The sequence below is a fragment of the Pseudomonas sp. URMO17WK12:I6 genome (genome assembly GCF_003253625.1).
In the GTDB taxonomy this organism is placed as follows: Bacteria; Pseudomonadota; Gammaproteobacteria; order Pseudomonadales; family Pseudomonadaceae; genus Aquipseudomonas.
Window position 1 is genome coordinate 58,504 of sequence record NZ_QKYZ01000012.1, and the last position, 18,314, is coordinate 76,817.

17 protein-coding genes and 1 tRNA gene are annotated in these 18,314 nt (G+C 59.2%); 14 read left to right on the plus strand and 4 right to left on the minus strand.

Annotation, left to right across the window (positions count from 1 at the left end; all coding sequences use genetic code 11):
• Window positions 1-163: 163 nt before the first annotated feature.
• The 10 genes from F475_RS21045 (at window position 164) to F475_RS21095 (ending at window position 9,285) form a co-directional block, all read left to right on the plus strand.
• Window positions 164-2,002, plus strand: a complete 1,839-nt coding sequence (locus F475_RS21045; RefSeq protein WP_111454651.1) for a long-chain-acyl-CoA synthetase — start codon at window positions 164-166, stop codon at window positions 2,000-2,002.
• Between the two features lie 111 nt (window positions 2,003-2,113).
• The gene (locus F475_RS21050; RefSeq protein ID WP_019648228.1) at window positions 2,114-2,632 is read left to right on the plus strand and encodes an ankyrin repeat domain-containing protein; all 519 of its coding nucleotides are present in this window, start codon (window positions 2,114-2,116) and stop codon (window positions 2,630-2,632) included.
• 224 nt (window positions 2,633-2,856) lie between these two features.
• Window positions 2,857-3,387, plus strand: a complete 531-nt coding sequence (locus tag F475_RS21060) for a hypothetical protein (RefSeq protein ID WP_111454652.1) — start codon at window positions 2,857-2,859, stop codon at window positions 3,385-3,387.
• An 83-nt stretch (window positions 3,388-3,470) separates the two neighbouring features.
• Entirely contained in the window at window positions 3,471-3,662 is a 192-nt protein-coding gene (locus F475_RS21065) for a PLDc N-terminal domain-containing protein (RefSeq protein WP_007940802.1), read from the plus strand.
• A gap of 261 nt (window positions 3,663-3,923) precedes the next feature.
• Window positions 3,924-4,799: a polyamine aminopropyltransferase gene (gene speE / locus F475_RS21070; protein WP_019579716.1), complete on the plus strand. Its 876-nt coding sequence runs from the start codon at window positions 3,924-3,926 to the stop codon at window positions 4,797-4,799.
• A gap of 154 nt (window positions 4,800-4,953) precedes the next feature.
• A complete protein-coding gene (locus F475_RS21075) occupies window positions 4,954-5,187 on the plus strand; it encodes a hypothetical protein (RefSeq protein ID WP_018925209.1) in 234 nt (77 codons plus the stop codon).
• A gap of 198 nt (window positions 5,188-5,385) precedes the next feature.
• On the plus strand, window positions 5,386-5,727 hold the full coding sequence (locus F475_RS21080) for a ribonuclease E inhibitor RraB (RefSeq protein WP_018925210.1): 342 nt from the start codon (window positions 5,386-5,388) through the stop codon (window positions 5,725-5,727).
• 379 nt (window positions 5,728-6,106) lie between these two features.
• Window positions 6,107-7,516: a circularly permuted type 2 ATP-grasp protein gene (locus tag F475_RS21085; RefSeq protein WP_018925211.1), complete on the plus strand. Its 1,410-nt coding sequence runs from the start codon at window positions 6,107-6,109 to the stop codon at window positions 7,514-7,516.
• 12 nt (window positions 7,517-7,528) lie between these two features.
• Complete coding sequence (locus F475_RS21090; protein WP_026286340.1) at window positions 7,529-8,479, plus strand: alpha-E domain-containing protein; 951 nt, start codon at window positions 7,529-7,531, stop codon at window positions 8,477-8,479.
• Window positions 8,476-9,285 (plus strand): transglutaminase family protein, encoded by an 810-nt coding sequence (locus F475_RS21095; protein ID WP_018925213.1) that lies wholly within the window; start codon window positions 8,476-8,478, stop codon window positions 9,283-9,285. The genes F475_RS21090 and F475_RS21095 overlap by 4 nt, the downstream gene beginning before the upstream one ends.
• Before the next feature lie 153 nt (window positions 9,286-9,438).
• On the opposite strand, the gene F475_RS21100 is transcribed toward F475_RS21095, so the two are convergent.
• Window positions 9,439-10,266 (minus strand): cytochrome c, encoded by an 828-nt coding sequence (locus tag F475_RS21100; protein WP_111454653.1) that lies wholly within the window; start codon window positions 10,264-10,266, stop codon window positions 9,439-9,441.
• Between the two features lie 580 nt (window positions 10,267-10,846).
• Between F475_RS21100 and F475_RS21105 the strand changes: the two genes are divergently transcribed.
• From F475_RS21105 to F475_RS21115, 3 genes are all read left to right on the plus strand, one after another.
• Entirely contained in the window at window positions 10,847-12,052 is a 1,206-nt protein-coding gene (locus F475_RS21105; RefSeq protein ID WP_111454654.1) for an acetyl-CoA C-acetyltransferase, read from the plus strand.
• Between the two features lie 38 nt (window positions 12,053-12,090).
• The gene (locus F475_RS21110; protein ID WP_111454655.1) at window positions 12,091-14,235 is read left to right on the plus strand and encodes a 3-hydroxyacyl-CoA dehydrogenase NAD-binding domain-containing protein; all 2,145 of its coding nucleotides are present in this window, start codon (window positions 12,091-12,093) and stop codon (window positions 14,233-14,235) included.
• A 108-nt stretch (window positions 14,236-14,343) separates the two neighbouring features.
• Window positions 14,344-15,078: an amidotransferase gene (locus F475_RS21115; RefSeq protein ID WP_111454656.1), complete on the plus strand. Its 735-nt coding sequence runs from the start codon at window positions 14,344-14,346 to the stop codon at window positions 15,076-15,078.
• An 81-nt stretch (window positions 15,079-15,159) separates the two neighbouring features.
• Here the strand turns inward: F475_RS21115 and F475_RS21120 are convergent, their stop codons facing one another.
• From F475_RS21120 to F475_RS21130, 3 genes are all read right to left on the minus strand, one after another.
• Complete coding sequence (locus F475_RS21120) at window positions 15,160-16,131, minus strand: magnesium and cobalt transport protein CorA (protein WP_019579723.1); 972 nt, start codon at window positions 16,129-16,131, stop codon at window positions 15,160-15,162.
• A 148-nt stretch (window positions 16,132-16,279) separates the two neighbouring features.
• Entirely contained in the window at window positions 16,280-17,002 is a 723-nt protein-coding gene (locus F475_RS21125) for a 1-acyl-sn-glycerol-3-phosphate acyltransferase (RefSeq protein ID WP_111454657.1), read from the minus strand.
• Between the two features lie 213 nt (window positions 17,003-17,215).
• Window positions 17,216-17,905 carry a crotonase/enoyl-CoA hydratase family protein gene (locus F475_RS21130; protein ID WP_018925220.1) on the minus strand — a complete coding sequence of 230 codons (690 nt, stop codon included), beginning with the start codon at window positions 17,903-17,905 and terminating at the stop codon, window positions 17,216-17,218.
• Between the two features lie 308 nt (window positions 17,906-18,213).
• On the opposite strand from F475_RS21130, the gene F475_RS21135 reads away from it, so the two are divergent.
• Window positions 18,214-18,303 (plus strand) — tRNA-Ser (locus tag F475_RS21135).
• The last annotated feature ends 11 nt before the right edge of the window (window positions 18,304-18,314 follow it).

Below are 18,314 nucleotides of genomic sequence, written 5' to 3' on the forward strand. Positions count from 1 at the left end.
CAACTGGATGGAACCAATCGCAACGGCGGAGTTCCGCTTTGCGAAGGCATCGGTCGCGGATACAAAACATTGCAAAAACCGCGTGTACAGCTCAAGAAGCCCTGACGTATTTTCGGCCTCAATCAACGCCACCCGACAATAAAAAGATCGAACGGGAGCAACCATGAGCCGCACGCTGCACGACACGATTACCTGGGGCATGATGCTCCGCAAGCTGCCTTCCATTGCCAAAGCCATCCCCCGCGTGGTGAAGGGCATGAAAGTCGCCAACGTCAAGGACCCGACCCAACCGTGTGGTCTCGGCTGGAGCTTCGAGCAGGCGACGTTGCGCAATCCCGATGGCCCGGCATTGCTGCAGGGCGACGTGATGCTCACTTATGCACAGGCCAATCAGTGGGCCAACCGCATCGCCCATCACCTGATTGCCCAAGGCATCGGCAAGGGCGATGTGGTCGCGGTGTTTATCGAGAACCGTGTGGAACTGCTGGTGACGATATTGGCGGTGGCCAAGGTCGGTGCGATCAGCGCCTTGCTGAATACCTCCCAGACCCGCGATACCCTGGTTCATAGCCTGAATCTGGTGGCGCCTGTAGGGATTGTGGTCGGAGAAGAGCTGGTTCCGGCCTTCAATGCGGTCCGCGAGCGGGTGGCCATCGATGTGGCGCGCACCTGGTTTGTCGCCGATCAAGATACTGACCGTGATCCGGGCAAAACGCCCGATGGCTTCATTAACCTGATGGCGGCCAGCTGCGACGCGCCCAGTGACAATCCCGTCAGCAGCCGGCAGGTTTTTTTCGATGACCCTTGTTTCTATATCTACACCTCGGGCACTACCGGGTTGCCCAAGGCCGGGGTGTTCAAACACGGCCGCTGGATGCGCAGCTCCGCCAGCTTCGGGCTGATCGCCCTGGACATGCAGCCGCAGGACGTCGTCTATTGCACCTTGCCGCTGTACCACGCCACCGGGCTTTGCGTGTGCTGGGGCTCGGCGATCAGCGGGGCGTCGGGGTTTGCCATCCGCCGCAAGTTCAGCGCCAGCCAGTTCTGGAGCGACGTGCGCAAATACCGGGCGACCACCCTCGGGTACGTTGGCGAATTGTGTCGCTACCTGGTGGATCAACCGCGCAGCGTCGACGACAGTCGGCACAGCGTGAGGAAGATGATCGGCAATGGTCTGCGCCCCGGCGCGTGGAACGAGTTCAAGACGCGATTTGCCGTCGACCACATCTGCGAGCTGTACGCCGCCAGCGACGGCAATATTGGTTTCACCAACATCCTCAACTTCGACAACACCATTGGCTTTTCCCTGATGTCCTGGGAGCTGGTGGCGTACGACCACGACAGCGGTGCCCCCACGCGGGATGCCAAGGGGTTCATGCGCAAAGTGGCCAAGGGCGAGCAGGGGCTGTTGTTGGCGAGGATCGACGACAAGGCGCCTCTGGACGGCTACACCGATCCACAGAAGACCGCAAAAGTGGTGCTCCACGATGTGTTCGTGAAGGGCGACCGCTACTTCAATACCGGTGACCTGCTGCGCAACATCGGTTTCGGTCATGCGCAATTTGTCGATCGCCTGGGCGACACCTACCGCTGGAAGGGCGAAAACGTCTCCACTACCGAGGTCGAGAACATCCTGTTGCAACACCCGCACATCGCCGAAGCCGTGGCCTATGGCGTGGAAATCCACAACACCAACGGGCGGGCGGGGATGGCGGCCATCACCCCGGCCGAATCCCTGGCGACCCTGGATTTCAGTGAGTTGCTGGCATTCGCCAGGCAACAAATGCCGGCCTATGCGGTGCCACTGTTCCTGCGGGTGAAAGTGAAAATGGAAACCACCGGGACCTTCAAGTACCAGAAGACCCGGCTCAAGGACGAAGCCTTCGACCCGAGCAAAACCGGCGATGACCCGATTTATGCCTGGCTGCCGGGCACCGAAACCTACGTGCGAGTCACCGAGCAGGTGCTGGCGGATATTTACGGAGGCAGGCATCGCTATTGAAAGGGTCGCTATTGAATATCGCTATGACCGTCCATGAGAAAAAACAAGTGACAGGTTCCGGGCTGCTCGGGAAACTATCGGCTTTCCGATTGACCGAATGTGGAGTCCCCAATGTCAGACAAAAGCCGCCAGATGACCCCCGAAGAGGCTGCTGAATTTGCCGAACAGGTGTTCAACAAAGCGCGCGAGGGCGATGCGGCCATGATGGCTGCGCTGCTGACCAAGGGCCTGCCGCCGAACCTGCGCAACCACAAGGGCGACACTTTACTGATGCTCGCCGCGTACCACGGCCATGTCGACACCGTAAAAGTTTTGCTCGAACACAAGGCCGATCCCGAGATTCGCAACGACAACGGCCAGAGCCCGATTGCCGGCGCGGCATTCAAGGGTGATCTGGCAGTGGTCAAGGCGTTGGTCGAGGGTGGCGCTGAAGTGGAAGGTTCGTCCTTCGACGGACGCACTGCGTTGATGATGGCGGCGATGTTCAACCGCGTCGAAATCATCGACTACCTGATCAGCAAAGGCGCCGATCCGAAAGCCAAGGACGCCAATGGCGTGTCTGCGCTGGACGCGGCCAAGACCATGGGCGCGGCGGATACCACGGCTCAGCTGCAAAAACTCCTGGCCTGATTCGGGCTTTTGTGGCGAGGGAGCTTGCTCCCGCTGGGCTGCGAAGCAGCCCCAAAATCAGCGATCGCGGTCATTCAGATAGACCACATTCACCGGATTTACGACTGCTTCGCAGCCGAACGGGGGCAAGCCCCCTCGCCACAGGTTCCTGCCAGGTCCCGCAACCGTTTCCGAATGCGTTATCCTTCGCGCCCTCAAAATTCCCTTGCTACAGGATCCACCTCATGAAAGCCGCACTCGTCGAACTCATCAGCAAAATCAGCTCCGGGTGCATGGGCGAGGACGAAATCCTGAAAATCGCTGACGAAGCGGCTCAGGCCTACGCCGATCCCGAGGCTTTTCTGGCGGCCAATCCAGATATCAACTACGACGACACCTTTCCGATCCCGTTGGGCGAGTGGGTTGTCGTCGGCAGTCTGCCGGAAACCGTGTTGTTCCAGGCCGACACCTACATGGACCTGTTCGCGCAGATCGTCGCCTCGTTCGGCCCCGGCGTTGAGTTCAACATCAAGCCCAAGCAACTGGCCAAAGCCGAAGCCCTGACGGCACTCAATCGCATTCAGGTGCAGATGAGCAGCCTGAACAAGGAAAACGGTGGCTACACCTTGATGAATTTCAGCCAGTTGCTCGACGACGAACTGCAAGTGGTGCTGGTCTTTGGCAACGACGTGCCACGGGTGCTGGAGTTGTGCGCCGAAGTCGGCATCGCCGCCGCGCCCTCCCTGGAAGCCCTGAAAGTGGCCATCCACGTCTGAGGCCGTCTACAACGGTAATAAAACGGAACCCTCGCCAGGCCCGACTATCCTAAGAGTGCCTACCATTTTTTTGGAGCGACACCATGGGTTCCACGTTCAACACCCTGATCGGCCTGATTATTTTTGCCCTGGATATCTGGGCCATCATCAACGTGCTTAAAAGTGGCGCCGAAACCGGGATGAAAGTCCTTTGGGTGCTGTTGATCCTGCTGCTGCCGGTGCTGGGCCTGATCATCTGGGCCATCGCCGGGCCAAGAGGCGATGTGCGGATCTGACCGGTTTTGCACAAGCAACACCGGACTTGTGGGAGCGTGGCTTGCCCACGACACAGGCGCTAAGGTCTGTCACCTACACCGCGGTGATCCTGTCGCGGGCAGCCTGCTCTCACAGGGATTGGGTCGAGTCATCACGTGAGGTTCGACCTGTCATGTTCCGCGACGTAGAATGCGCGCCTTTCCCGGTCAATCGAGGCGATCGATTGGCCATCATGGGCGGGTAACCGTCCGTTGCCACCCGCATTCATCGGAGCACTTCCCATGAGCAATACCCCAACCAGCGAGTACCTGGAAACCCTCTACGAAGGCTATGGCCAGCGTTTTCGCATGGAAAAACTGCTGCACGAAGTGCGCACCGAACACCAGCACCTGGTGATCTTCGAAAACCCGCGCATGGGCCGGGTTATGGCGCTGGATGGCGTAATCCAGACCACCGAAGCCGACGAATTCATCTACCACGAAATGCTCACCCACGTGCCGATCCTCGCCCATGGCACCGCCAAGCGCGTGCTGATCATCGGTGGTGGCGACGGCGGCATGCTGCGTGAAGTGGCCAAGCACCGCAGCGTCGAACACATCACCATGGTCGAAATCGACGGCACCGTGGTCGACATGTGCAAGGAATTCCTGCCGAACCACTCCAAGGGTGCGTTCGATGATCCACGCCTGAACCTGGTGATCGACGACGGCATGCGTTTCGTCGCCACCACCACCGAAAAGTTCGACGTGATCATTTCCGACTCCACCGACCCGATCGGTCCGGGCGAAGTGCTGTTCTCCGAAAACTTCTACCAGGCTTGCCACCGCTGCCTGAACGAAGGCGGCATTCTGGTGACCCAGAACGGCACCCCGTTCATGCAAATCGAAGAAGTCAAAACCACCGCCGGTCGCCTGCGCAGCCTGTTCCCGGACTGGCACTTCTATCAGGCGGCCGTGCCGACCTACATCGGCGGCGCAATGACCTTCGCCTGGGGCGCGACCGATACCGCTTATCGCAAATTGTCCCGCGAAATCCTGCAACAGCGCTTCGCCGGCAGCGGCATCATCACCCGCTACTACAACCCGGAAATCCATATTGGTGCCTTCGCGTTGCCGCAGTACGTGCTGCAAGCGGTGAACAAACCTAGCAACGACTGATGCTTCGTCGATAAGAAAGGCCGTCGCCGGTGTGTGAACACGCGGGTGACGGCCTTTTTTCATGTCTCGCTTTTGGGATCCCTTGGAACGATCGGCCAATGCACGAGTCGAGATAGATGTAAGCCCATCCATGGGTTTTACCGAGGAGGCACCGATGCAAAAGTGGAAAATCACTTTCGTGGATGAACACGGTGAATCAGTCGACGAACTCTTCGAGTGCGAGGAGTGCCCGAGCAACGAGCAAGCCGCCCAACTCATTCGCGACCGGCGACTGCCGGTGGCTGCGAAACTGGACCTCAATGATCTGGAGGGTCGTACCGATGATCCGACCGTCAAAAGTCTGAAATCCCAGCACAGCATTGAAATCCTCAGTATTACTCCGATTTGATACACCTCCTGTCACATTCACCACCAGGCCTTGGCAGCGGCTCTGTCTTGAGGCTACTCTGCAACCGAGATCAGCGAGTGACTCGCTAAGGTCTGGTCTTGTCAGCTACATGCTTGTTTCCCGGCGGCAACCTCTGTTGCCGCATCGAAAGTGCAGGGAATACGGAAAGTCTATCCATCAGTCTGAGGGGGACGTTTCATGAGCACAGCCTATCAAGAAGACATCAGCAGCAGCGTGCTGCGCCGCATGAAAGAAGGCGGTTTCGATTTTTCACGATTCCATCCCATCGAGTTCTACGCCATTTTCCCGGACGAGGAGCGGGCACGCAGGGCGGCAGGTCATTTTTGTGGTGAATCCTTGAATGCCCAGATCAGCGCGCGTGACGACGGCGCGTGGTCGCTGGAACTGAGCAAAGTGATGTACGCCACCTACGACGGGATCGGCGACTTCGAGCAGGACTTCGAGGCGGTGGTCGAGCCTCTGGGTGGCATCATCGAGGGATGGGGCGTCAAACAGGAGATACGAGGGCTACTCGCATAAGCTTATGAACAGTGACACTTAGTAACGGCTGACCTTTGGGTTGGCCGTTTTTGTTTCAATCTTTTTATTTCGCCACATTTCAAACGGACAAAAAAAAGCCACCTGAACAGGCGGCTAAAGGGAAGAGCGATCAGTTTTCCAGCGAATGTACGGATTATCCGCATCTCCCTCCCGAGCAGTGAAATCAACTCTGACTATGCTGCTGATAGGCGACAGCATTGCTTCGCCATGAAGCGGGGGCGATCAGGGTGGGGCAATTACCGCACAGGATTGGTGCGGGGCGCGCAGCGACATTATCCAACTGATTGATATCAAAGCGTTTCTGCCTATGGCACGGGCCTTGCGAAGGCCTGGATGTCCGTGTGACAAGGAGTACGGCATGATCCGCACCTTTTTTGATGAGATGTACGATGCCGGCGGCCAGGTCCGTCCGCATTATCGGGAGTTTGCCCGTTGGCTGGCCGAAACGCCTGACGAGCTTTTGGCACAACGGCGACGCGAGGCCGATCTGTTATTTCATCGTGCCGGGATTACCTTCACGCTCTATGGTGATGAGCAGGGGACAGAGCGCCTGATTCCCTTCGACACCATTCCCCGCAGCATCCCCGCCAGTGAATGGCGGGTCGTCGAACGCGGCTGCATTCAGCGGGTCAAGGCATTGAACATGTTCCTTGCCGACCTCTATCACGAGCAGCGCATCATCAAGGCCGGCATCATCCCGGCCGAACAAGTGCTGGCCAACGAGCAATACCAGTTGGCGATGCAAGGGCTGGATCTGCACCGCGATATCTATTCGCACATTTCCGGTGTCGACCTGGTGCGCGATGGCGACGGCACCTACTACGTGCTCGAAGACAACCTGCGTACCCCCAGCGGCGTGAGCTACATGCTCGAAGACCGCAAGATGATGATGCGCCTGTTCCCCGAGTTGTTCGCGGCCCAGCGCATCGCACCGATCGACCACTACCCGAACCTGCTGCTCGACACTCTGAAAAGCTCCAGCCCGATCGACAACCCGAGCGTGGTGGTGCTGACGCCGGGGCGTTTCAACAGTGCGTTTTTCGAGCATGCGTTCCTCGCTCGGGAAATGGGCGTTGAACTGGTGGAAGGCGCCGACCTGTTCGTGCGCGACGACAAGGTGTTCATGCGCACCACGGACGGGCCGAAAGCGGTCGACGTGATCTACCGTCGCCTCGACGATGCTTTCCTCGATCCGCTGGCGTTCAACCCCGATTCGATGCTTGGCGTTCCAGGGCTGCTGTCGTCCTACCGCTCCGGCAATGTGGTGCTGGCGAATGCCATCGGCACCGGGGTCGCGGACGACAAGTCGGTGTATCCCTTCGTCACGGACATGATTCGTTTCTACCTCGATGAAGAGCCGATCCTGAAGAACGTGCCGACGTGGCAGTGTCGTAATCCTTCTGAACTGTCCCACGTGCTGGCCAACCTTCCGGAGCTGGTGGTCAAGGAAACCCAAGGCTCCGGCGGTTACGGAATGCTGGTGGGGCCGGCGGCGACGGCAGCGGAGATCGAGTCTTTCCGTGAACGGATCAAAGCCAAGCCCCACGCGTACATCGCGCAACCGACGTTGTCGTTGTCGACCTGTCCGACCTTTGTCGAAAACGGCATCGCACCGCGCCACATCGACCTGCGTCCGTTTGTATTGTCTGGCCGCGAAACCCGGGTTGTGCCCGGCGGTTTGACCCGAGTCGCCTTGCGTGAAGGTTCCCTGGTGGTGAACTCGTCCCAGGGCGGCGGAACCAAGGACACCTGGGTGGTCGAGGATTGAAGGAAGCCTGCCATGTTAAGTAGAACTGCCTCGGATCTGTACTGGATGTCGCGTTACCTGGAGCGGGCGGAAAACCTCGCACGGATGCTCGACATCAGTTATTCGCTGTCGCTGATGCCCCAGGACGGTCGTGGCGACGGCTTGCACGAACTGGCCATGCCGTTGCTGATCACCGGCACCCTGGACGATTACCTGGCGCGCCACGGCGATCTGCATGCCGAACGGCTGCTGCATTTTTTCGCCTTGGACGCGGCCAACCCGGCGAGCATCTACAGCTGCCTCGGTGCCGCGCGAGCCAGCGCCCATGCGGTGCGTGGGCGAATCACCGCCGACATGTGGGAAAACATCAACGCCACCTGGCTGGAAATTCGCGGGATCGCCGAGCAGGGCTTGAGTCGCTACGGCATGAGCCGTTTCTGTGAGTGGATCAAGGAACGTTCCCACCTGTTCCGCGGCGCTTGCTACGGCACGATCATGCGTAACGACGCGTTCCGCTTCATTCGTCTGGGCACCTTTATCGAAAGGGCCGACAACACCTTGCGCCTGCTTGATGCCCGTTACGAAATGGCCGGCGATCAAGCCGAAGCAGTCAGTGACGGTACGGCCCACGCCTACTACCAATGGAGCGCCTTGTTGCGGGCCTTGTCATCGTTCGAGGCCTACACCGAAATCTACCGCGACGCCCCCGGCGCCCGGCATGTGGCCGAGCTGTTATTGCTGCGCGCCGATGTGCCGCGATCCCTGCGAGCCTGCACCGAAGAGGTCGATCAGATTCTCGCTCAACTACCGGGGGCCAACGGCCGTCCCGCACAACGCCTGGCGGCGGAAATGGACGCGCGCCTGCGCTACACCGGTATCAACGAAATCCTCGACGAAGGCCTGCACACCTGGCTGACCGAGTTCATCCCGCTGGTGCGCCAGTTGGGCAATGCCATACACAGTTCCTATCTGGAGGCTGCATGAGACTTTCCATTAGCCACGAGACCGCCTATCACTACGAAGATCAGGTGCGGGCGAGCATCCAGTACCTGCGACTGACACCCCACGACAGCGAGCGCCAGCACGTGCTGAGCTGGCAACTCGACCTGCCGCGCCCGGTGCGCGCGCAACTCGATCCGTTCGGCAACATCCTGCATGTGTTGACCCTGGATGAGCCGCATGAAGCGATCATCATCGGCGCCCGTGGCCAGGTCGACATCGACGAGCTGCGCGAAGCCGAGCACGAGAGTCAGTCGGCGCTGCCGTTCCTGCGTTTCACCCGGCTGACCGAAGCCGACGAAGCCCTGCGCGCGTTTGCCGAGAAGGCGTGCAAGCAACGGCGGGATCGCACGGCGCTGATCGATTTGATGCATGGCCTGAACCAGCACATGACCTACACGCCAGGTGCCACTGAAGTGGAGACCAGCGCCGCGCAAGCTTTCGCCGGGCGTTCCGGGGTCTGCCAGGACCATACCCATGCGTTTCTCGCCTGCGCCCGCAGCCTGGGCATCCCCTCGCGTTATGTGTCGGGGTATTTGTACAGCGAGAACAGTGAACACCTGGCCAGTCACGCCTGGGCGGAAGCCTGGCTGGATGACGCCTGGTATAGCTTCGATGTAACCAACGAACTGGCCCGGCCTGAACGTCACTTGAAACTGGCCGTGGGCTTGGACTACCTCGACGCCTGCCCGGTGCGCGGTATGCGCCGTGGCGGTGGGTATGAGCAGATGCATGCCAAGGTGTTGGTCGCGCCGACGCCTGCGCCGGTGATCTCCGTCCAACAGCAGTAGCAGTCATTCATTGTGGCGAGGGAGCTTGCTCCCGCTCGGCTGCGCAGCAGTCGCAAACCCGGCGAATGCGGTTTGCCTGACGGATCGCGTCGCCTGATTTGAGGGCCGCTTCGCGCCCCAGCGGGAGCGAGCTCCCTCGCCACAGGTGGATGTTTACTTGGCCGTAGACACCTTGCGTCCCGCCATGTGTTTCAAATACCCCACCAACAACTCTAGGTCTCCCTCCGGCAACACCGTCGGCGAGAACCCGGGCATCTTCGCCTGCGGCCACTGGCGCAAGCTCTGCGGGTCACGGATGTAACGCTTGAGGAAGTCCGCGCCGAAATACTCGGTCGGGTTGAACGGAATATTCAGGTCCGGCCCGAACTGCGCGTCCCCCGCGCCATTGAGTCGATGACAGGCCAGGCAGTTCTTCTGAAACAGCGCAAAGCCCTTGTTCACCGGATGGTCCGCCTTCAGCGCAGGATCGGGTAACAGGGCAGGGAAGCGCTCAGCCACCGGGGCCATGCGCTTGATGCTCGCCACTTCGAACGGCCATTGCTCGGGACTGATATTGCCCGCCTGTGGATCGGTCCAGACCAGATAGAACGGCCCGGCACTGGGCTTGCCCTCGGACAGCGGCGGCCACGGCTTGGCCGGGTCTTCAATCGCCAGCCAGGCCTGCGCGCCCTGGGTATTGAGCAACGGCGCGGCGGCCAGTTCGGCGGCAAAACCGTCCAGGGCCACGGCTTGCAAGTGGTCGTCAGGCTTGATGCCCGTCAACAACGCTGCCAACGGCACGGCGCGATAGCTCATGTCCCGTTTGTAGGAAACGTCGTTAGTGATCGTGATGGTCTGAGCCTGAGGATGCTTGAGCAATTCCTCGGTCTGCCAGGTGCGAGGGCTCGCGCCCAACTCAAGATTCAGCTGCGCGGCAGACAGAGGCGTGCTGAGCAGCAAGGCCCCAAACAAAATGAGCGCTTTCAAGTGATCGTCGTCCATGTCGTGGAAGTGCCGCAAAGGTTGGCACAGCCACGCCGGCCCGGATAGCGAGCCAGTCACATTTTTATCAGGCGAAATGAAAACCCCCGCTGCTCGATCAGCCAAGCACCTTGGTCAGGTTCGGCAAAATCAACAACAGCGTAGTAGCAAATAGAATGAGCCCGGCTTGACGTACTTTCGAATGTTTGAACATGGCTTGACCGCCTTTTTTGTTATTTCCTGGTTGCCTGCCTGCATATCTCCATGACGGCAGAGCGCTGCACTTCCTGTAGGACGAGAGCCTCGGCAAAACCCGACGACAACTTCGTACAGGTTTACATTAGGGCCCGCGTCACGCTTGGCTTAGATCCATTTCGTATGGACTTAGCGCTGACCACTGCCAAAAAGACATGAGGCCTATGGCCATCTTCTTGGGCGCCCGTTGGCTAGACAGCTTGGTGACACGAATCGATTAATCCGATAGCTGACTACCGTTCGTCTGAGCGTGACCGTCAACGCCAATGAGCGCTGGGGTCATTGAATCCACGGCTGCTCGGCATAAGGTGAGGGTATAGAGATCACCCTCAGGTTCGAGAACGCCATGACCCAAGCTTTGATATTTGACGCGTTACGCACGCCCCGTGGCAAAGGCAAGGCCAATGGCGCCTTGCACAGCGTCAAGCCAGTGAACCTGGTGGCCGGGCTGCTGACGGCGTTGCAGCAGCGCACCTCCCTGGACACCAGTCAGGTCGACGACGTGGTGCTTGGCTGCGTGACGCCTATCGGTGATCAGGGCGCCGACATTGCCAAGACCGCCACACAAGTGGCCGATTGGGACGTCAGCGTGGCGGGTGTGCAACTCAATCGCTTCTGCGCGTCGGGGCTGGAAGCAGTGAACCTGGGCGCGATGAAAGTGCGTTCCGGCTTCGAAGATCTGGTGGTGGTCGGTGGCGTCGAGTCGATGTCCCGCGTGGCCATGGGCAGCGACGGCGGGGCCTGGGCGCTGGACCCGGAAACCAACTTGCACAGCCATTTCACACCCCAGGGCGTGGGTGCTGACCTGATCGCGACAATCGAAGGTTTCAGTCGTCAGGACGTCGATGCCTTCGCGTTGCACTCCCAGCAGAAAGCGGCGCGGGCGCGGGCGAATGGTTCCTTCAACAAGTCGTTGGTGTCGGTGCAGGACCAGAACGGCATCATCCTGCTTGATCACGATGAGTTCATTCGCGCCGATTCGACGATGGAAGGCCTGGGCAAGCTCAAGCCGAGTTTCGAAATGATCGGGCAAATGGGCTTCGACGCCACGGCATTGCGGGTGTACAGCCAGGTCGAGCGGATCAACCACGTTCACACGCCGGGCAACAGCTCCGGGATCGTCGATGGCGCGGCGCTGATGCTGATCGGCTCCGAAGCGAAGGGCCGGGCGCTGGGCTTGCAGCCACGGGCGCGGGTCGTCGCCACGGCGGTCACCAGCACCGACCCGACTATCATGCTCACCGGCCCGGCGCCGGCCACCCGCAAGGCACTGGCCAAGGCCGGGCTGCGGGTCGAAGACATCGACCTTTTCGAGGTCAATGAAGCGTTCGCCTCGGTCGTGTTGAAGTTCATCAAGGACATGGCCATCGACCCGGACAAGGTCAACGTCAACGGCGGCTCCATCGCCATGGGCCACCCGCTCGGCGCCACCGGTTGCGCGATTCTCGGCACGCTGCTCGATGAACTGGAAACCCGGCGCCTGCGCTATGGCCTGGCGACATTGTGTGTCGGCGGCGGCATGGGCATTGCCACCATCATCGAACGCCTCTGAGCCTGCGTTTAAGAAAATCCGACTCAAGGAAAATTGCCATGACCCAAGCCATTCGTTACGAAAAGGGCCAGGACCGGATCGTCGTCCTGACCATCGACATGCCGGGCCAGAGCGCCAACACCATGAACGCGGTCTACCGCGAGGCCATGGCCACCTGTGTCGAGCGCCTGGTCGCCGACAAGGATGCGATTGCCGGCGTGATCATCACCTCGGCCAAGAAAACCTTCTTCGCCGGTGGCGACCTCAATGAACTGATCACGGTCGGCAAGCCCGAAGCCCAAGCCTTTTACGACATGGTGCTGACCCTCAAGGGCCAGTTGCGCACCCTGGAAACCCTCGGTAAACCGGTGGTCGCCGCCATTAACGGCGCGGCGCTCGGCGGCGGTTGGGAAATCTGCCTGGCGTGCCATCACCGTGTAGCGCTCGACAACCCGTCGGTGCTGCTTGGCCTGCCGGAAGTCACCCTCGGCCTGTTGCCGGGCGGCGGCGGGGTGGTGCGCATGGTGCGCATGCTGGGCATCGAAAAAGCTCTGCCGTATCTGCTGGAAGGCAAGAAAATCCGCCCGCAACAGGCGCTGCAAGCGAGGTTGATCGATGAGTTGGCTGTCGATCACGATGAGCTGATGGCCAAGGCGCGGGCGTGGATTGCTGCTCGTCCGGTTGCTGTGCAGCGTTGGGATGTGAAGGGTTATCAGATCCCTGGCGGTACGCCGTCGGATCCGAAAGTCATGCAGATGCTGGCCATCACGCCGTCGATCCTGCGTAGTAAAACCCAGGGGTGCCTGCCCGCGCCGGAGAAAATCCTCTGCGCCGCGGTGGAGGGCGCTCAGGTGGATTTCGACACCGCGCACCTGATCGAAACCCGCTATTTCACCGAACTGACTACGGGCCAGGTGTCGAAAAACCTCATCGGCACCTTTTGGTTCCAGCTCAATGAGATCAATGCCGGCGGTTCGCGACCTCAGGGCATAGCGCCTTACGTGACGAAGAAAGTCGGCGTGCTCGGCGCCGGGATGATGGGCGCGGGCATCGCGTTTGTCAGCGCCTCGGCCGGTATCGATGTGGTGCTCAAAGACATCAACCTCGCCGCGGCAGAGAAGGGCAAGGCCCACTCGGCGGCGCTGCTGGACAAGAAGGTTGCTCGGGGTCAGTTGAGCCGGGAGCAGCGCGAGGCGATTCTGACGCGAATCGATACCACTCAAGACGATGCGGATCTGGCCGGTTGTGATTTGATTATCGAAGCGGTGTTTGAAGATCGCGAGCTTAAAGCCAGGGTCTCATCGGCAGCGCAAACCGTCGTCGGCCCGGACGCAGTGATCGCCTCCAATACCTCGACGTTGCCGATCAGTGGCCTGGCCACCGCCGTGCCAGACCAGAGCAAATTCATCGGCCTGCATTTCTTCAGTCCCGTGGAGAAAATGCCGTTGGTGGAAATCATCAAAGGCGTCCATACCAGCGACGAAACCCTGGCTCGCGGTTTCGATTTCGTCCTGCAAATCAAGAAAACTCCGATTGTGGTGAACGACAGTCGTGGCTTTTTCACGTCGCGTGTGTTCGGCACTTTCACCAACGAAGGCATCGCCATGCTCGGCGAAGGGGTGAGCGCGCCGATGATCGAGACCGAAGCGCGCAAGGCCGGCATGCCCGTCGGGCCGCTGGCGATTTCCGACGAAGTTTCCCTCAGCCTCATGAGCCATATCCGCCAGCAAACCGCCAAAGACCTGCAAGCGGAAGGGAAACCGCTGATTGAGCACCCGGCGTTTGCCGTGATTGACTTGTTGCTCAAGGAATTCAAGCGTCCGGGCAAGGCCGCTGGAGGTGGTTTCTACGATTACCCGGCCGCCGGGCAGAAACATTTGTGGCCGGAGCTGAAAACCCGTTTCGAGAAAGCTGACGGGCAGATTTCGCCGAAGGATGTGCGTGATCGACTGCTGTTCATCCAAGCCATCGAAACCGTGCGGTGTGTGGAGGAGGGCGTGCTGACCTCGACGGCGGATGCCAACGTCGGCTCGATCTTCGGCATCGGCTTCGCGGCCTGGACCGGCGGTGCGCTGCAATTCATCAACCAGTACGGCGTGAAAGACTTCGTCGCCCGCGCCCAGTACCTGGCCGAGCAATATGGCGAACGCTTCACGCCGCCTGCGCTGTTGCTGGAGAAAGCCGCCAAGGACGCGCTGTTCTAAGGGGACGTTCCAAGGGACCGATGACGCCTTCCGGGGCTTGCCTTGCCACCGTGTTTCAAGGCAGGCTCTGGGGTGTGCATTATTCCCACCATGTGTCAGGTATTTTTTATGTCGTTACGCATCTGCATTCTGGAAACCGACATCCTGCGTCCGGAACTGGTCGATCAATATCAGGGTTACGGGCAGATGTTCCAGCGTCTGTTTTCGCAGCAACCCATCGCGGCCGAATTCAGCGTGTACAACGTGATGCAGGGCGAATATCCCAGCGATGATCAGACCTTCGATGCGTATCTGGTCACCGGCAGCAAGGCCGATTCCTTCGGCACCGACCCGTGGATTCAAACCCTCAAGACGTATCTGCTCAAGCGCTACGAACGTGGCGACAAACTGTTGGGCGTGTGCTTCGGTCATCAACTGTTGGCGCTGCTGTTGGGCGGCAAGAGCGAGCGGGCGACCCAGGGCTGGGGCGTCGGCACCCACAAATACAAACTCGCGGCCAAGGCGCCGTGGATGAGCCCGGTGAGGGAAGAGCTGACGTTGCTGATCAGTCACCAGGATCAGGTCACCGCGCTGCCGGAAAACGCTACAGTGATTGCCTCGAGCGACTTCTGTCCGTTCGCCGCGTACCACATCAACGATCAGGTGCTGTGCTTCCAGGGGCATCCGGAGTTCATTCACGATTACTCACGGGCGCTGCTGGATATCCGCCAGGAGGCGTTGGGCGAGCAGATTTATTCGCAAGGTATGGCGAGTCTTGAACACGAGCATCACGGCACTACCGTTGCAGAGTGGATGATGCGGTTTGTGGCGCACAAGCCGGAGACTGACTCGGTTAAGCCTTAAAAGCTTCGTGGACAAGCCTCGCTCCGGATAACCCTGTAGGAGCGAGGCTGTCCGCGAATTTTGCAGACGCCTCGGTTCCGACTACAACCACCCAGACTTTTTGAAGCTCGCCCACAAACCGACGCATCCAACGGTGATAAACCCCAGCACCGCGAAATACCCGTAATGCCAAGTCAACTCTGGCATGTCCTGGAAGTTCATCCCGTAAATCCCCGCTATCGCCGTCGGAAACGCCAGAATCGCCGCCCACGCCGCAAATTTGCGCTGCACCACGCTCTGGCGCGACGCCTCCAGCAACACCCCGACCTCGATGGTCTGGCTGGCAATGTCCGCCAGGGTCGTCAGGTCTTCCATCTGCCGCGTGACATGAATCTGCACATCGCGGAAATACGGGCGCATGTTTTTGTCGATAAATGGAAAACTCAGCTTTTGCAGTTCCTCACCGATCTCCACCATCGGCGCCGCAAACCGGCGCAAGCGCAATACATCACGACGCAGGCCGTGGAGTTTCTGGATATCGCGCTCGTTCAGCGAACCGCAGAGGACATTGCTTTCCAGCTCATCGATCTCGGCATGAATCGCTTCGCCCATCGGCTGGTAGTTTTCGATCACGAAATCGAGGATGGCATAGAGTACGAAATCTTCCCCATGCTCCAGCAACAGCGGACGTGCCTCACAGCGTTGTCGGACATGGGCGTAGGACGCCGAGTGACCATTGCGCGCGGTAATGATGTAACCCTTGCCGGCGAAGATATGCGTCTCGATGAACTGCAATTTGCCTTCATGGCGGATCGGTGAATACGTGACGATGAACAGCGCATCGCCGAACGTTTCCAGCTTCGGTCGACTGTGTTTTTCCAGGGCGTCTTCGATGGCCAATTCGTGCAGGTTGAACTGGCGTTGCAGGTTGAACAGCTCCTGCGCATTGGGCTCTTCGAGGCCGATCCACACAAAGTGGCCAGGCTTGGCAGCCCAGGCCGCACCTTCGTCAAGCGTGATATTGGTGACTTTCTTACCAGCGCTGTAAACCGCAGCAGCAACGACTCTACCCATGATGATTCACACTTCTTATCGGTCGCTTTCTATTGGTAAAGACTGGCGGTGCCAGGCAGGTTTCAGCTTAACCTTGTCTACTGCTTGAGAGTCAGCAAAATCGGTAGAGTTCGCAGGCAAAAGAAAACCCGCACAGGGCGGGTTTCATTCAGGCGGCTTGCAGTTGCCGATCCATCGAGTCGATGCACTCACGCATCTGTTCGCGGCACTGGGCGATCAACATCGGCATGTCATCCAGACTCAATCCAGCCGTAGGAATTGCCGGTAACGAACGGATCAGAATCTTCCCACTGCGCCAGCGGTTCAATCGCATGTGTTTGACGTAACTGCTGACACACACCGGCACGATTGGCACGCCGGCGGCAATCGCCATCTGGAACGCGCCTTTCTTGAACGGCAGCAGCTCTTCGCCCAAGTTGCGGGTTCCCTCGGGGAAGACCCAGATCGAGGTGTCTTCATTTTGCAAGGTGTGCGTGGTGGTCAGCATCGACTGGCGTGCCTTGTGCGCATTGCCGCGATCGATCAACACATTGCCCGCCAGCCAGAACAACTGCCCGAACAGCGGCACCCACTTCAGGCTCTTCTTGCCGATGCACACGGTGCGGCGGGGCACCACGTTGCCGAACACAAACAGATCGTAGTTGGACTGGTGGTTGGCGATGATCACACAGCTGTCGGGTTTATCCATCAGCGGCCCGACATCGGCCTTGATCCGTAAACGCAAAATACACATTGCCGGCCACGCATACAGACGGGCGCACAAACGGCTGTTGTCCGGATTGAACGGACGGCACAGCCCGAGAATCACTCCAAGCGCACCGGCCAGAATAAAGTGCAGGCCCATCAATAACATACGAAACACAAACAGCATTTAAAGGCCCACCGGGACAAAAGGTGGCGCAGTGTACGGATGTGCACTGTTTTCGGCAATTGCCGCTATAAAAGTGGGAGATAGCCGATTTTTTAGTGCATGTTTCCGACTTGTGGGTCAGATGCGGCCTAGAGCGGTTGTAAGGTTTTAAACCAGACACCCAAGAAAAAGCCCGACACGACGGTCGGGCTTTTCGGTGCAACGCGTTCGGGCTTAGCCCATGTGCTCCTGATCCAGGATGATCGCGTTGTCCAGCGTCTCCAGCAGCGCCTTGCGCGTTTTCAACTTGGTGTTCTTGTGGGCGATCATGTTGAGCTTCTTCAACTGACGAGCCGCCGCCAGCGCCGCGCCTTGCAGCTCTTCGGCCGACACCACCTTATCGAGGAAACCGGCATCCACGGCACTCTGCGGGTTGAACATCTCGGCGTTGATCACCGCGCGATGAAACGCCGACTTGCGCAGACGATCACGGGCCAGTTCGATACCGGCATGGTGCATGGTCATGCCGATCTGCACTTCGTTCAGGCCAATGCTGAACGGGCCATCGACACCGATGCGGTAGTCAGCCGACAACAGAAGAAACGCACCCTTGGCCACCGCATGCCCAGGACACGCCACGACCACCGGGAACGGATGCGACAGCAGGCGACGAGCCAGGGTCGAACCCGCAGCCACCAGCGCCATGGCCTCGTTAGGGCCGGCCGTCATCACCTTCAAATCATAACCACCCGACAAAATCCCCGGCTGACCGGTAATGATCACCACCGCCCGATCCGCTACCGCCCGATCCAGCGCAGCGTTAAACGCGACAATCACGTCCGGAGAGATAGCATTGACCTTGCCATTGCTCAAGGTCAGGGTCGCGATACCGTCTTCGAGATGGTAGGAAATCAACTCACTCATGACGCCAATCCTTCTAATAAAGTAGGGCAGACGTTACCCACCGCTGTAGGCCAGGTAAAGCGCCGTGACTGACCCGCCAGTCACCCTTTTCCAGCCCTCCAGGCATTGTCCGCCCCGCCCATCGCGCCTCCCCTTCTATATAGAAGGGGAGGCGAAGCCGGAGATTGGCAGGTTTGCCATGCCCTTGAACGTCCCCAAAGCGCTAATCGCGTTAAGCGCATGAAAATTCTGAAAAAAATGTTTGCCATCAGAAAAGCTTTCGACTACATTAGCGCGCCTCGACAGACTGAATAAGTTTGACGAGATACGGTGAAGTGTCCGAGTGGCTTAAGGAGCACGCCTGGAAAGTGTGTATACAGGAAACTGTATCGAGAGTTCGAATCTCTCCTTCACCGCCAAATTCGATATA